The following is a 14778-nucleotide window of genomic DNA, read 5'->3' as shown; positions in this document are numbered from 1 at the left end:
GCGCGGGGGTGGGGACGGCGCCCTGGGTGGCCTTCATTCGGGCCAGCGCGTCGGTGGACAGGGTGCCGCCGACCTTCGGCGGGTTCATCGAATACTGCATGTCCTCCAGCTTGTCGACCACGAAGCCGAGTTCGTGGTCGCGGGCCCATTCGGCGAGGCGGGCCGCGGTGCTGTCCTTGCCCGGGTAGGTCAGTGCCTGGCCGACGGACCAGCCGGCCGTGCCGACGCAGACCAGACAGACCCCGGTGAGGCCGCGGGTGACCATTTTGCGGCGGCGGAGCTGCTCGGGGGCGAGGTCGCGCCGGTGCTTCCACGGCAGCAGCCGGCGCCGTCGCCTCCTGCCGGGCCGACTCGCGCTGTCGGCGGGGTCCGCGGTCCCGTCGCCAGGCCGCGGCTCGGTCGTCTGCTGGCTCATCCCGGTCCCTCCGCGCTGTCCGGATCTTCCGGTGAGCTGTTTGTCCGACCGGCGCGCGTACCAATCGCCCGCCGTGCGAGAAGCACCCGCCCGCCGCAGCCGCGGCACCCTCGCGGGTGTACGTACTGCGCCGGGCGCAGTCCCGCGGCCTTCCCCGCGACGACGCGGCGGGCGGCCGGCGGACCCTAGCGTGGGCGCGTTCCACCCGGGCGTGGCGCCCGGGTGACGAGGAGTCGGGAGCCGTCCATGTCCGCCATCAGTACGGTGGCGCCCGCCGCCGCAGGGGCCGCCCGCGCGGCGCGGCCCGCCGAGCGGGCGGCCTGCGCGGTCGGCGCCGCGCTTGTCGTGTCCGGGCTCTTCCATCTGGGGGTCTTCTTCGTGGACGGCGGCCCCTGGGACGGGCCGGTGTCCTGGCGCAAGCCCTTCACCTTCGGGGTGTCGTTCGGCCTGACGCTGATCGCCGTCGCCTGGGTGACGTCGTACGTCCGGATACCGGCCCGCACCCGGGCCGTGCTGCTGGCGCTGTTCACCGCGGACTGCGTCCTGGAGGTCGCCGGGATCACGGTGCAGGCGTGGCGCGGGGTGCCCTCGCACTTCAACATGGAGACGCCGGCGAACACCGCCGTCGCGATGTCGCTCGCGGCCGGCGGCGCCCTGCTGGTGGCGGTGCTCGGCACCTTCGCGGTGGCCGCCTTCCGGGCCGAGCCCGCCGGACCCGCGGGGATGCCGCTGGCACTGCGGGCCGGGTTCGCGCTGCTGGTCGTCGGGCTGCTGTCGGGCGCCGCGATGATCGCCCGCGGGGTGGCCGACACCAGGACCGGCCACCAGCAGGCGGCGTACCACTCGACGGGCATGCTCAAACCGCTGCACGGGGTGACCCTGCACGCGGTGCTGGTGCTGCCCGCACTGGCCTGGGCGGTGTCGCGTACGGGGTGGCCCGCGGCCAGGCAGCGGCGGGCCGTGCTGATCGGGTTGTGGCTGTACGCGGCGGCCGCCGCGGGCGCGCTCGGCTGGGGCGCGCTCACCGCGTAGGGCGGTCCCTTGCCGCGACCGGCTGCCCGCGGAAGTGGGTGTCGCCGTCGCAGGCCGGGACGGTATACGTGGTGCCGGCGGGCGGGGCGGATCGGCCCCGGTGGCGGCCCGGACCGCGGGAGCGACGGAGGACCGATGGCGGTACACACGGTGGGCGACGAGACGGTGGACGGGCTGCTGGCGCGGGCCGGGGTCGGGGCGTCCCGGGTCGCCGGGCGGACCGCGCTGTCCGGCGGGTCGTACAACGCCCTGCACAGCGTCGCGCTCACCGACGGCACCCGGCTGGTCCTGAAGGTCCCGCCGCCGTCCGGCACCCCGCGGCTGCGGTACGAGGCCGAACTGCTCTGCGGCGAGGCTTTGTTCTACGAGTCGGCCGCCGCGGTGGGGGTGCCGGCGCCGCGGATGGTGCACACCGAGTGGGCCGAGGACGCGGGCGCGGCGCCCTTCCTGCTGATGACGTACGCGCCGGGAGTGCCGTGGTCCGAGGCCGCCGGGGCCATGGCGGCGGAGGAACGCGACCGGCTGCACCGGGAATTGGGCGGTCTGGTGGCCCGGCTGCACACCGTGCGGGGGCCGGGCTTCGGCTATCCGGCGCAGCGCGTGGCCCCGCTCGCCGACCGCTGGGCGCCGGCCTTCGCCGCGATGACCGGTGCCGTGCTGGCCGATGCCGCGGACTTCGGCTCCTGGCTGCCGCGGCCGCTCGGCGCGATACGGTCCGCCCTCGCGGGCGGCGCCGCGGCGCTGGAGGAGGTGGCCGAGCCCGCGCTCGTCCACTTCGACCTGTGGCCCGGCAATGTGCTGCTGGACGGGCCGCCGGGGGCGCGTACGGTCGGCGGCCTCATCGACGGGGAGCGGATGTTCTGGGGCGACCCGCTGGCGGACTTCGCGTCGCTGTCGCTCATGACCGGCGACGCCGAGGACGATCCGGCCTTCCTCGCCGGCTACGGCGCGGCGGGCGGGCGTACGGACTTCGACGCCGCAGCCCGGGTCAGGCTGGCCCTCTACCGCAGCTATCTGTACCTGATCATGCTGGTCGAGGTGGTGCCGCGGAGCACCGGGGGCGAGCAGCTCGCCTGGGTGCGGGACTTCACCGCGCCGCGGCTGGCCGCCGCGCTCGACGTGGTCGGCACGGGCGGCTGACGCCAGGGTCCCGGGCGGGCCGCCGCGGCCCGCCCGGGGCAGCGGCGGCCTCCCGGGTCAGGGCAGCGTGGCGACGAGTGCCGCGTAGGACAGGCCGGAGCCGTACCCGAGCAGCAGGGCGGTGTCGCCGGCGACGGCCCGCCCCGAGGCGAGCAGCGACTCCATCGCGAGCGGGATGGAGGCACCCGAGGTGTTGCCGGTGGTGACGATGTCCTTGGCGACCGCGACCCGGGCGGGCAGGCCCATGGAGCGGGTCATGGAGTCGATGATCCGCTCGTTCGCCTGGTGCGGGATGAAGGCGTCGAGGTCGTCGGCGGCGACGCCCGCCGCGTCGAGCGCCTGGACGGCGACCTTGGACATCTCGTAGACCGCCCAGCGGAAGACCCGCTGGCCGTCCTGCCGCAGCGCGGGGAAGGGCTGGTCCGGGGCGTCCCGCAGCGCGTCCCACGGCACGGTCTGCGTGATGGCGTCGGCCTGCGAGCCGTCGGCGCCCCAGACGACCGGGCCGATCCCGGGCGTGTCGGACGGGCCCACGACGACCGCCCCCGCGCCGTCGCCGAAGATGAACGCGGTGGAGCGGTCGGTCAGGTCGAGGATGTCGGACATCCGCTCGACCCCGACGACCAGCACGTGCCCGCCGCGGGCGCGTACCGCGTCGGAGGCGAGGGTGAGGCCGTGCACGAAGCCGGCACAGCCTGCCGAGATGTCGAAGCCGGCCGCCCCGGTGGCGCCGATGCGGTGGCCGATCTCGGTGGCGACGGCGGGAGTCTGCTTGAGATGCGTGAAGGTCGCGGCGATCACGCAGGTGATGGCGTCGGGGGTGAGCCCGGCCGCCGCGATCGCCTTGCTCGCGGCCTGTTCCGCCATGACGCCCAGGGTCTCGTCGGGTCCGGCCCAGCGGCGGGTGACGATGCCGGTTCTGGAGCGGATCCACTCGTCCGTCGAGTCGATGTGCCGGCACACCTCGGCATTGTCGACGACCCGGCGCGGGCGGTATGCGCCGACCCCGAGGATCCGGGTGTGCCGCGCACCGGCGGACACGGCGATCTCAGCTTTCATGGGAGCCTTTCAGGCCATCGGCCGGGACGGGTCCGGACCACGGTACCGGGGCATGATCACTCCGACCCGCAGCGGATGCCGCCGCAGCCGGGCTCCGGCCGGAAGCCACCGGGATGCGGCCGGGATTCGACGGTACGCCGCCGCGTCCCGCCGCCCCCGACCCGACCGGCCGGCGTACTGCGACGGCCGGGCGCGGTGCGGACCGCAGGACCCGACGGGCCGGCCGCTTGTCATGTAACGCCCTGACCAGCGGACGACCCGGCACCCATCCTATGGCGCGCGTATGTTCCGCCGGTAAATGAGCCGTCACGGCTCTCCGGCCGGCCGGCGGCAGTACGGCCGGTTCGGGTCTGGGCGCGCGCCCGGCGCGGCACTGCCCGTTGCCAACGCCCGCTCCCGGGTCCCACCTTGGTGCGGTCATGGTCACCGCCGGGCGGCCCCGCACGCCCGGCCGAGAGAGAGGACCCGATGTGCTCCGCAGACTCTCCGCCCTCGTGACGGCCGCTGCCGCCGTCGCCACCGCCACGGTGGTGTCGGCAGGCGGCCCCGCAGCGGCGGCCACCCCTCCCCCCGCTCCCTGCGCCACCTCCTCCGTCGTCCGGGTCGACGGCCTGGCCTTCGACCCCGCGTCCGTCCCCGCCGGCGGCACCTCGACGGCGACCCTTGCGGCGACCAACTGCACGGGGCAGTCCAGGACAATCAGCGAGACCTGGGTGGGCCGGTTCCTGTCCGGCACCTCCACCGGTATCCCGGCCGGCTGCCCGGTGATCGACCCGCTGCCGCGGTCGGTCACTTTCGCACCGTACGCGCAGGTCTCGACCGCGGGCAGCTACCTCGTCCTCGCCGGCTGCACGGCCGACCGGCTGCGGCTGACGGTCACGCTGAGCCAGGGCGGTGTACAGCTGGCGAGCAGGACGGCGGATCTGCTCATCGGGTGACCGCCGCGGGGCGGGCGTACCGTGCCGCAGGAGAGCTGCTGACCGCGGCACAGCGCCCCTCGCGGCCCCCGGGGCGTCCATGACGTCGAACGGCCGCCGTACGCCCTTCCGGGGGCGTACGGCGGCCGTTGCGAGTGCAGCCGGCCGATGCCAACCGAAGCGAACATGTTCCAACACCGAGCCGACATCACGGTCCGGCAACGCATCAGGATCAGGGCGTTGACGACCCCCTGCATGTGGCGTAGAACTACCCTGCAGTTGCGATGGCGTTTCATCTTGGTGACTTCTGTTGGAAAAGGCTTCGGCACTAGAGACCCGCCAGAGCCCCCGCTCCGTCAGCATTTCGCCTTCAGCTCTCCCACAAGTCCCCTAATAAGCGCCCACACACACATGGAGGCACCATGTCGGACGTCGAGACGTCGGGAACCGACGCGGGCAGCAGCCCGTCCCCCTCGCGGAGGAATCTGCTCAGGGGCGTGGCCGGGGCCGCGGGGCTCGCGGCAGTTTCCGGCGGCCTGCTGACGGCGTGCAGCAGCGACTCGGACTCGTCGGACAAGAAGTCCGGCAGCTCGGGCACCACCGGCTCGGTGGCCGGCAGCACGGTCACTTTCGGGTCCAACTACTCCGACCCGGCGGCCAAGACCGCGTTCGCGGCGCTCACCACCGCGGCCACCACGTCCTCCAAGGTGAAGGTGACGATCAATACGGTCGACCACAACACCTTCCAGGAGAACATCACCAGCTATCTGCAGGGCACCCCGGACGACCTGTTCACCTGGTTCGCCGGCTACCGCATGCAGTACTTCGCCGCGCAGGGCCTGGCCCAGCCGCTCGACGACGTCTGGGAGAAGATCGGCGGCAACTTCGGCCCGGCCGCCAAGCAGCTGTCCACCGGCCTCGACGGCCACCAGTACCTGGTGCCGCTCTACAACTACCCCTGGGTGGTGTTCTACAACAAGAGCGAGTTCGCCAAGCACCACTACACCGTCCCGACCACGTGGGACGAGTACATCGCGCTGGCCAAGCAGATGAAGTCCGACGGCCTGATCCCGATCGCCTTCGCCGACAAGGACGGCTGGCCCGCGCTGGGGACCTTCGACATCCTCAACATGCGGATCAACGGGTACGACTACCACATGAAGTTGATGACCCACAAGATCCCGTGGACCGACCAGGGCGTCGCCACGGTCTTCCAGCACTGGGCCGAGCTGCTGCCGTACACGCAGTCCGGCGCGAACGGCCGGATCTGGCAGGATGCGGCCAAGACGCTGGAGACCAAGAAGGCCGGCATGATGTTCCAGGGCACCAACCAGGTCGCCGCGCAGTACGTCACCGACAAGGCCGACCTGGCCGACCTGGACTTCTTCACCTTCCCCACGATCAACCCCAAGTGGGGCCAGGACTACATGGACGCGCCCACCGACGGGTTCATGCTGAGCAAGAAGTCCAAGAACACCGATGCGGCCAAGGCGATCCTGGAGTACATCGGCAGCGGTCCCGCCGAGGCCGAGTACCTCAAGACCGACCAGTGGGACGTCGGCCTGGCCAACGGCCTCCAGGTGCCGACGTACAACGCGATCCAGAAGAAGTCGGTCACCGAGATCGGCAAGTGCAAGGCCGTCGCGCAGTTCATGGACCGCGACTCCGACCCGGCCATGGCCAACGCCATGATCTCGATCCTGCAGAAGTTCATCGACGACCCGAGCACCGGCAACATCGCGAAGCTCCAGAAGAGCGCCGAGGACCAGGCGAAGGCGATCTATACCTCATGAGTTCGACGTCCCAGGTGGACACCGCGGAAGCGGCGCAGGACGGGGCCACGCCGGCCCCGGCCCCGCGCCGCCGCCGCGGTGTGCGCAAGCTCAGCATCCGCGACCGCATCGTGGTCGCCGTGCTGCTGGGCATACCGCTGCTGCTCGATCTGGCCTTCGTGTGGTTCCCGGCGATCGGGACCGTCCTGCTGTCGTTCACCAAGTGGAACGGCGTCGGCAGCCTGCACAGCCAGACGTGCAAGCCCAACGTCCCGTCGATCCTGAACAACGGCTGCTGGTACGGGGTGCAGAACTACCACCAGGCCGCCACGATCTACCCCGAGTTCTGGCCCGCGGTCCGCCACAACCTCATCTGGCTGGCAGTCTTCGTCCTGATCGCCACGCCGCTGGGCATGCTCTTCGCAGTGCTGATCGACCGCGGGATCCGCGGCAGCCGGATGTACCAGAGCATCCTGTTCCTGCCGGTCATGCTCTCGCTCGCGCTGGTCGGCATCATCTGGGAGTTCATGTACTCGCAGAACTTCGGGCTGATCAACACCGTCATCGGGCGCAACAGCGACAGCAACGCCATCGACTGGCTGGGCAATCCCCATCTGAATCTGTGGGCGGTGCTGGTCGAGGCGACCTGGCGGCAGTCCGGCTATGTGATGGTGCTCTACCTGGCCGGCCTCAAGGCCGTCGACCCGACGCTGCGCGAGGCGGCGACCGTGGACGGCGCGAACGCCTGGCAGACCTTCTGGCGGGTGATCTTCCCGGTGATGCGGCCGATCAACATCGTCATCATGGTGGTCACCGTCATCGAGTCGCTGCGCGCCTTCGACCTGGTCTACATCACCAACAAGGGCATCAACGGCCTGGAACTGCTGTCGGTGCTGGTCACCTCGAACATCGTCGGTGAGACCCAGCGGGTCGGCTTCGGCTCCGCGCTGGGTGTGGTGCTGCTGATCATCTCGCTGGTGCCGATCTCGGTGTTCCTCTACCAGACGTTCCGCCGGGAGGAATCCTCATGACGACCGAAGCCCTCACCAGGCCGGGGACGGCGCTGCCGTCCGCACCCGGCCGCAGGAGGACCCGGCCGTGGGGCCAGATCGCCTCCCAGGCCTTCCTGATCGTCGCGTCCGTGCTGTGGCTGCTGCCGATCGCCTTCGCGCTGTACGTGGCGATCCGGCCGTACTCCGACACCCGCAAGTACGGCTACGTCTCGATGCCGCACCACCTGACGCTGAAGAACTTCAGCGACGCCTGGTCGCAGTCGGACATGCTGCACTTCTTCTGGAACTCGGTCCTCATCACGGTGCCCGCGGTGATCATCGTGCTGGCGCTGGCGTCGGGTGTGGCCTTCGTGCTGACCCGGGTCAACGTCAAGATCAACGTGGCGCTGCTGATCCTCTTCACGGCCGGGAACCTGCTGCCCCAGCAGGTGATCATCACCCCGCTGTACCGGATGTACCTCAAGATCACGCTGCCGCACTTCGTCAGCGACAGCGGCCTGATGTACAACTCGATCTTCGGCCTGATCGCCATCAACGTGGCCTTCCAGCTGGGCTTTTGCGTCTTCGTGCTCAGCAACTACATGAAGTCGGTCCCCGAGGAGATGTACGAGGCCGCGCTCGTGGACGGCGCGTCGCTGTGGACCCGGTTCTGGCGGCTGACCATTCCGCTGTGCCGCCCGGCGCTCGCGGCACTGGCCACGCTGCTGACCACCTGGATCTACAACGACTTCTTCTGGGCCATCACCCTGATGTCGTCGGGCGACAAGCGGCCGGTGACCTCGGCGCTGGCCAATCTGCAGGGCCAGTTCGTGAGCAACCAGAACCTGATCGCGGCGGCGGCGATGATCGCGGCCGTACCGACCCTGGTGGTCTACATCCTGCTGCAGAAGCAGTTCATCGCCGGCCTGTCGCTGGGCTCCAGCAAGGGCTGAGCAAGGGTGGGCAAGGCGGTACGGCGGGGCCCCGACCCCGGGCGTCGCAGCGGTGGCGTGCGCGGGGCATTGACAGCGGTGAGGCCCGCTTCCATAGTGTGGGAGCGCTCCCACCCCCACTTTCGGGAGCGTCCTTCCCCCCACATGCCCAGGAGGTCCCTGTGCGCGCATCCTCGCGGCGGTTAATCGTCAGACCGTGGCTGTGGCCGGTGGCGGCAGCGGCGCTCGTGCTGCCCGCCCTGGTGGCGCTGCCCGCCCACGGAGCGGCGTCCGGCTGCTCGGTGAACTACACCGTCAACGAGTGGTCGGGCGGCTTCACCGCCCAGATCAAGGTCACCAACCTCGGCCCGGCCGTCAACGGCTGGCAGCTGGCCTGGACCTACGCCGGCGACCAGCACATCACCTCGGGCTGGAACACCACCGTCACCCAGACCGGCGCCGCCGTACGGGCCGCCGACGCCGGCTACAACGCGGCGATCGCCACCGGCGGCACCGCCGACTTCGGTGTGCAGGGCACCTGGAGCGCCGCCGACCCGACGCCCACCGCCTTCACCCTCAACGGCACCGCGTGCACCGGGAACGGCACGCCTCCCACGACACCCCCGACCACTCCTCCCACCACTCCCCCGACGTCGCCGCCGCCGTCCGGCGGGCTGCCGACGCACGCCCTGGTCGGCTATCTGCACGAGACGTTCGCCAACGGCTCCGGCTACACCCGCCTCGCGGACGTACCCGACAGCTGGGACGTCATCGACCTGGCGTTCGGCGAGACCAGCTCGCCGACCTCGGGCAGCATCCACTTCACCCGCTGCCCGGTCGCCGAGTGCCCCTCGGTCGAGTCGGACGCCGACTTCAAGGCGGCGATCAAGGCCAAGCAGGCCAAGGGCAAGAAGGTGCTGCTGTCGATCGGCGGCGCCAACGGCGAGGTGCAGCTGACCACCGCCGCCGCCCGTGACGCCTTCGTCTCCTCGGTGAGCGGCATCGTCGACACCTGGGGCCTGAACGGGATCGACATCGACTTCGAGGGCCACTCGCTGTCGCTGAACACCGGCGACACCGACTTCAAGAACCCGACAACCCCGGTGATCGTCAACCTGATCTCGGCACTGAAGACCCTCAAGGCCCGCTACGGCAGCGGCTTCGTGCTGACCATGGCGCCCGAGACCTTCTTCGTGCAGCTCGGCTACCAGTTCTACGGCTCCGGCCCCTTCGGCGGCCAGGACCCGCGGGCCGGCGCCTACCTGCCGGTGATCTACGCCATGCGCAACGATCTGACGCTGCTGCACGTCCAGGACTACAACTCGGGTCCGATCATGGGCCTCGACAACCAGTACCACACCATGGGCGGCGCGGACTTCCACATCGCCATGACCGACATGCTGCTCACCGGCTTCCCGGTGGCCGGCAACACGGCCAACATGTTCCCGGCCCTGGCCCCCTCCCAGGTGGCCATCGGCCTGCCGGCCACCACCAACGCGGGCAACGGCTACACCGCCCCCGCAGCCGTGGACCAGGCGCTCGACTGCCTGACCAGGAAGACGAGCTGCGGCGGCTACGCCACCCACGGCAGCTGGCCCGCGCTGCGCGGCCTGATGACCTGGTCGGTGAACTGGGACCGGTTCGGCAACAACGAGTTCTCGAACAACTTCCACAGCTACTTCGGCTGACCGCCGGGGAGCGCCCCTGAACGCGTACGGCTCGGTCCCGAGGGCGGCGACCGGGCCGTACGCTTGCGTGCCGCCCGCGCCGGGCAGAGGAAGGGCGAGGACGGTCGGTCACTCGTCGGTGTGACCTTCTTGGGCGGAATTGCCTAGTCCTGCTGTCGTAGATACGACAACCTATGACACGATCCTGAGGGCTCGTCACATGGAGGACAAAGGGGATGCAGGTGGCTCGGACGACCAGGACCTGGCTTCGCGCGGCCGTCGTGTGCGGGGCGCTGCTCGCCTCCGCCGCCCTGTCGCTGCCCGCCGCCCAGCGGGCCTCGGCCCGCCCGTACCCACCGGCCCCGTCGTCGTCCGCCCCGGCGCCTCCGGCCGCCCAGGCTCCCCCGGCGGACCCCGCGAAGCCTACGAAACCCGCGAAGCCTACGAAGCCTACGAAACCCGCGAAGCCGAAGAAGGCGAAACCCGCGGCGCCGGCCGTTCCGGCCCCGTCCGCCACCGCCGACCCGGCCTCGCTGCCCGACCTGCTGACCCAGCTCCAGTCCCTCTACCAGCAGACGGAGTCGGCCACCGAGTCGTACAACAAGGCCAAGGAGACCGCCGACCAGGAGCGCGCCAAGGCCGAGGCCCTGGACGCGCAGCTCGCCGCCCAGCGGACCAAGGTCGTCGCGGGCCGGGACCGGGCCGGGCTACTGGCCCGCCAGCTCTACCGCTCAGGCGGCATGTCGCCGTATCTGTCGATGCTGAACGGCGAGACCCCGCAGGACTTCTTCGGCGGGCTGCACATCGCCCAGCGGGCGGTAGGCCACCAGGAGGACGTCGTGGCCGGCCTGACCGCGGACGAGCAGCGGCTCACCGCTCTCAACGCGCAGGCCCAGCGCGCGCTGGACGCCGCCCAGGTCGCGCAGAACAGCCAGGCCGCGCAGAAGACCCAGGTCGAGACGCATCTGCGGCAGGTCGAAGCGCTGCTCGCCGGGCTGAGCGGGGTGCAGATCAGCGAGTTGCAGGCACTGGAGCAGCAGGGCACGGACAAGGCGCAGCAGGAATTCCTCGACTCCAAGGCGCTCGGCACCGGCTCAGCGCTGCGGGCGCCTTCGAAGACCGGCGACCGGGCGATCGCCTACGCCTACCAGCAACTCGGCAAGCCCTACGTGTGGGGCGCGCAGGGACCCGGGTCCTTCGACTGCTCGGGCCTTACCTCGCAGGCCTGGGCGCACGCCGGGGTCCCCATCCCGCGCACCGCGGAGGAGCAGTGGGCCCGGCTGCCCCGGGTGCCGCTGTCGCTGCTGCGGCCCGGCGACCTGGTCGTCTACTTCCCCGGCGCCACCCATGTGGCCCTCTACATCGGCAACGGCCTGGTCATCCAGGCCCCGCACACCGGCGCGGTCGTGACGATCTCGCCGATCGCCGTGAACCCGATCCTGGGCGCCGTCCGCCCCGACCTGGGCGCCCAGCCCCTGACCGACTACAAGCCGCGCCCGGTCCCTTCGAAGACCGACCGGCCGGAACCGCTGGGCTGACCGGGCGAGCGGGCGCCGGGCGCTGCCGTACCGGTGAAGCTCTCCGGCCGCCAGGACAGGCCCTAGCCCGCGGCCAGGTACGCGTCGGCCGCTTCCCGGTCGAAGAACCACGGGTCGAAGTCGGCCGGGTCGTCGAAGCCGTTGGCGATGCGGTCGGCGATCCGCGGCGAGGTGGCGGCAGCGGTGAGCAGGTCGCGGACGTGACCGGCGGGCGGGGCCAGCATCGCGTTGGTCCAGCGGGTGGACGGGCCGGCCGCCGACCAGAAGCGTTCGAAGGCGGCCTCCATCCACAGCCGGTCGAAGGGCTGTTCACCGTGCTCGACAATGCTCGCCATGTAACTGGCAGCGCATTTGGCCGCGTTGTTGGAACCCTGGCCCGTGACCGGGTCGTTGGCGACGACCACGTCGGCGACGCCCAGCACCAGGCCGCCCGCGGGGAGTTCGCCGATCGGCTCGCGTACGGTCGGGGTGAGTCCGCCGACGAGGGTGGCGTGCGCGTCGGTCAACTCGACGGCGGACGCGCGCTCGTACTCCCACGGGGTGAAGCGGCGCATCAGGTCCAGGGTCAGGCGCAGGTGCTCGGCCGGGTCGGTGACCGGGCCGAAGACGTCGAGCGGGCCGCCGGGCACGCCCTCCCAGAACAGGATGTCGCAGTGGCCCGAGGTGGTCAGGGCCGGGATGACGATGAGTTCGCCGGCGCCGCGCACCAGATTGCAGCGGACCGCAGGCACCTCGGGCTGCTCGGGGCGCGGCTCCAGTCCGTGGACATAGGCGACGGCGAGCGCGCGCTGCGGGGTGTCGTAGGGCGAACGGGCCTTGTCGGGGCGGAACATGGAGACGGTCTCACCCTTGCCCGCCGCGACCAGGACCAGGTCGTAGGCGAGCGAGAAGTAGTCGAGGTCGGCGGTGGTCGCGGCGTGGATGACGAGTGTGCCGCCGCGTTCGGCGAAGGTCTCCATCCACGCGGCCATCTTCACCCGCTGGTCGACGGACTGCGCGGGGGCGGCGAGGCGGCCGAGCCAGTCGACGGCGCGGGCGCGGCCGGGGCCGGCGGCGGGACCGGCGTCCTGGTCGGCGGCGACCGATATACCGAGGCCGGTTATTCGCGGTGCCTGTTCGGACCAGAAGTCCAGGCCGTCCGCCTGCTCGTGGCCGAGCGCGGTGCCGAACATGCACTGCGTGGAGGTGACGCGGCCGACACGTATCTCATCGGCGGTCCTGTTGGACATGACCGTGACGTCGTAACCGCGGGCCTGGAGGCCGAGGGCCAGTTGCAGGCCGGCCTGGCCGGCTCCGACGATGAGGATCTTGCGCACTGCACCCCGCTTCGGGTCTGATCACGTCGGACCGGTGGCCGATCGGTGTCGGATCACTGTCGGATCACTGTCGGATAGGTCCTGACTAGAAAGGCTGCTCCGCGAGCGCGTGGGCGACCAGCGCGAGCAGGGCTTCGACCACGGAGGACCGTTGCCGCGCGTCGATGATGTGCACGGGGATGTGCGACGGCACCGCAAGCGCCTCGCGGACGTCGTCCCCGGTGTAGGCGGCGGTGCCCTCGAACTGGTTGACCGCGACCGTGTACGGCAGTCCTGTGCCCTCGAAGTAGTCGAGCGCGGGGAAGCAGTCCGCGAGCCTGCGGGTGTCGGCGAGCACGATCGCGCCTATCGCCCCGCGGACCAGGTCGTCCCACATGAACCAGAACCGCTGCTGCCCCGGAGTGCCGAAGACGTAGAGGACCAGGTCCTCCTCCAGCGTGATCCGGCCGAAGTCCATCGCCACCGTCGTGGTGACCTTGTCGGGGGTGGCGGCCAGGTCGTCGAGCGCCTCGCTGGCCTGGGTCATCACCGCCTCGGTGGTCAGCGGAGTGATCTCGGACACCGAGCCCACGAAGGTGGTCTTGCCCACGCCGAAGCCGCCGGCCACCACGATCTTGGTGGAGACCGGCGCGCGATCGCGCTCGTTCTGCCAGTCCTGCAGGCCGTCCGGCCGGTCAGAGCCTGCGTAGTCCACTGAGCACCCTTTCGAGCAGCGCGCGATCGGGGCTGCCGGACCCGTGCCCGGTGCCGTACACGCGAATTCTTCCCTGGTCGGCGAGATCGCTGAGCAGCACCCGGACGACGCCGAGCGGCATCCGGAGCAGTGCGGAGATCTCGGCCACCGACCGCATTCTCCTGCACAGCTCCACGATCGCCCGTCGTTCGGGCAGGACGCGTTCGGCCCAGCCGCCCCTGGCGGGGGCGTACGGCTCGTCCGGGCCTTCCACGGTGGCCACGAACGTCTCGACGAGAAGCACGTGGGCGAACCGTGTACGACCGCCGGTCAGAGAGTACGGGCGGACCCTGTCTGTCCGGCGGTCGGCTCCTCGTTGCGGCACCCCGCGCCGGGGTAGTGCGGACATCGAGGACATCAGCGGCTCCCGGTGGCCTGGCGCAACTCGCTGCGGAGCGCGGGCGTCAGCACGTGTCCCGCACGGCCGACGAACAGCGCCATGTGGTACGCGATGATGCTCATGTCGCAGTCGGCCGCCGCGTGCACACCGAGCAGCGAGCCGTCGCTGATCGACATCACCACGAGCACTCCGTCCGCCATCGCGACGGTGGTCTGCCTGACCCGTCCGCCGTCCATCAACCGGGCCGCGCCCACGGTGAGCGAAGCCAGACCCGACACGACCGCCGCCAGATCCAGCCGGCTCTGGCCGGCCAGACCCGGATGCGCGGGCGCCTCCGCTGTATTCTGCCCCGCCTGCGCGGCCGATCCCTCGTCAGGTTCCGAACCGAGCAGCAGCAGGCCGTCCGAGGAGACCACGGCGACCGAGTGGATGCCGCGCACCTCCTCGATGAAATTCTGCAGCAGCCACTGGAAACTGCGGGCCTCATGGCTGAGCGCCCCGGTCTTCGTGCCGACCGCGTTCAACGGGTCGCCTCCTCAACGGTTCCTGCCGGATCTTCGTGTCCCCGCGGCCCAGCGGGCGGCTCGCCGCTCTCGCGTACGGCGTCGGCGCGGCCGGCTCGCAGGCCGCGCTGCAACCCGTCGAGCCTGCGCCGCAGTTCGGCGGCGTCGACGGGCGGCACCGGGGCGGGTGCGGCGGGCCGCACGCTCGTGCCCGCACTCCGCGGCACGCGCTGCGGCAGCCCCCGCCCGGTGAGGCCGCCGCCCCCGGGACCGGATATGCGGCCGGCGGGCGGAGCGGATTCGTGTCCGGGCGCGGGACCGAGTGCCCTGGGGGGCACGGGAGCCGATACGGGGTCCGGCGGTGCGGGCGTGAAGGGCCGTGGTGCGGGTGCCGGCGGCTGCGGGGCGGGCACGGGCAGTTG

14 protein-coding genes are annotated in these 14778 nt (G+C 71.3%); 8 read left to right on the top strand and 6 right to left on the bottom strand.

Annotation, left to right across the window (positions count from 1 at the left end; all coding sequences use genetic code 11):
- On the bottom strand, positions 1–415 hold a 415-nt coding region (locus V7E46_RS27295; protein WP_333770896.1), incomplete at its 3' end, for a hypothetical protein.
- 246 nt (positions 416–661) lie between these two features.
- Between V7E46_RS27295 and V7E46_RS27290 the strand changes: the two genes are divergently transcribed.
- Together V7E46_RS27290 and V7E46_RS27285 are read left to right on the top strand one after the other, a co-directional pair.
- The gene (locus V7E46_RS27290; RefSeq protein ID WP_333770895.1) at positions 662–1447 is read left to right on the top strand and encodes a hypothetical protein; all 786 of its coding nucleotides are present in this window, start codon (positions 662–664) and stop codon (positions 1445–1447) included.
- Between the two features lie 135 nt (positions 1448–1582).
- Complete coding sequence (locus V7E46_RS27285) at positions 1583–2587, top strand: phosphotransferase family protein (protein ID WP_333770894.1); 1005 nt, start codon at positions 1583–1585, stop codon at positions 2585–2587.
- 57 nt (positions 2588–2644) lie between these two features.
- Here the strand turns inward: V7E46_RS27285 and V7E46_RS27280 are convergent, their stop codons facing one another.
- Positions 2645–3646: a beta-ketoacyl-ACP synthase III gene (locus V7E46_RS27280; protein WP_329171935.1), complete on the bottom strand. Its 1002-nt coding sequence runs from the start codon at positions 3644–3646 to the stop codon at positions 2645–2647.
- Between the two features lie 470 nt (positions 3647–4116).
- Between V7E46_RS27280 and V7E46_RS27275 the strand changes: the two genes are divergently transcribed.
- The 6 genes from V7E46_RS27275 to V7E46_RS27250 all read left to right on the top strand — a co-directional run bounded on the left by V7E46_RS27275 (position 4117) and on the right by V7E46_RS27250 (position 11464).
- Positions 4117–4584 (top strand): hypothetical protein, encoded by a 468-nt coding sequence (locus V7E46_RS27275; RefSeq protein WP_333770892.1) that lies wholly within the window; start codon positions 4117–4119, stop codon positions 4582–4584.
- A gap of 464 nt (positions 4585–5048) precedes the next feature.
- The gene (locus V7E46_RS27270; protein ID WP_443054363.1) at positions 5049–6356 is read left to right on the top strand and encodes an ABC transporter substrate-binding protein; all 1308 of its coding nucleotides are present in this window, start codon (positions 5049–5051) and stop codon (positions 6354–6356) included.
- Positions 6353–7366 carry a carbohydrate ABC transporter permease gene (locus tag V7E46_RS27265; protein WP_329171940.1) on the top strand — a complete coding sequence of 338 codons (1014 nt, stop codon included), beginning with the start codon at positions 6353–6355 and terminating at the stop codon, positions 7364–7366. Before V7E46_RS27270 ends, V7E46_RS27265 begins: the two co-directional genes overlap by 4 nt.
- Positions 7363–8280, top strand: coding sequence for a carbohydrate ABC transporter permease (locus V7E46_RS27260; RefSeq protein ID WP_329171941.1), 918 nt, complete (start codon positions 7363–7365; stop codon positions 8278–8280). Before V7E46_RS27265 ends, V7E46_RS27260 begins: the two co-directional genes overlap by 4 nt.
- Positions 8281–8489: 209 nt before the next feature.
- Positions 8490–9947: a chitinase gene (locus V7E46_RS27255; protein ID WP_443054362.1), complete on the top strand. Its 1458-nt coding sequence runs from the start codon at positions 8490–8492 to the stop codon at positions 9945–9947.
- Positions 9948–10162: 215 nt separating this feature from the next.
- Positions 10163–11464: a C40 family peptidase gene (locus tag V7E46_RS27250; protein ID WP_333770889.1), complete on the top strand. Its 1302-nt coding sequence runs from the start codon at positions 10163–10165 to the stop codon at positions 11462–11464.
- A gap of 62 nt (positions 11465–11526) precedes the next feature.
- Here the strand turns inward: V7E46_RS27250 and V7E46_RS27245 are convergent, their stop codons facing one another.
- The 4 genes from V7E46_RS27245 to V7E46_RS27230 all read right to left on the bottom strand — a co-directional run bounded on the left by V7E46_RS27245 (position 11527) and on the right by V7E46_RS27230 (position 14377).
- Positions 11527–12780, bottom strand: coding sequence for a styrene monooxygenase/indole monooxygenase family protein (locus V7E46_RS27245; RefSeq protein WP_333770888.1), 1254 nt, complete (start codon positions 12778–12780; stop codon positions 11527–11529).
- An 85-nt stretch (positions 12781–12865) separates the two neighbouring features.
- Positions 12866–13474 carry a GTP-binding protein gene (locus V7E46_RS27240; protein WP_333770887.1) on the bottom strand — a complete coding sequence of 203 codons (609 nt, stop codon included), beginning with the start codon at positions 13472–13474 and terminating at the stop codon, positions 12866–12868.
- Complete coding sequence (locus tag V7E46_RS27235) at positions 13455–13871, bottom strand: DUF742 domain-containing protein (protein WP_329174812.1); 417 nt, start codon at positions 13869–13871, stop codon at positions 13455–13457. The genes V7E46_RS27240 and V7E46_RS27235 overlap by 20 nt, the downstream gene beginning before the upstream one ends.
- Positions 13871–14377, bottom strand: a complete 507-nt coding sequence (locus tag V7E46_RS27230; RefSeq protein WP_333770885.1) for a roadblock/LC7 domain-containing protein — start codon at positions 14375–14377, stop codon at positions 13871–13873. The genes V7E46_RS27235 and V7E46_RS27230 overlap by 1 nt, the downstream gene beginning before the upstream one ends.
- Between the last annotated feature and the right edge of the window lie 401 nt (positions 14378–14778).

This window comes from Streptomyces sp. IBSBF 2435, assembly GCF_036815005.1.
In the GTDB taxonomy this organism is placed as follows: Bacteria; Actinomycetota; Actinomycetes; order Streptomycetales; family Streptomycetaceae; genus Actinacidiphila.
The sequence above is the reverse complement of the archived record's forward strand: the minus strand, read 5'-3'. Positions and strand labels throughout refer to the sequence as shown.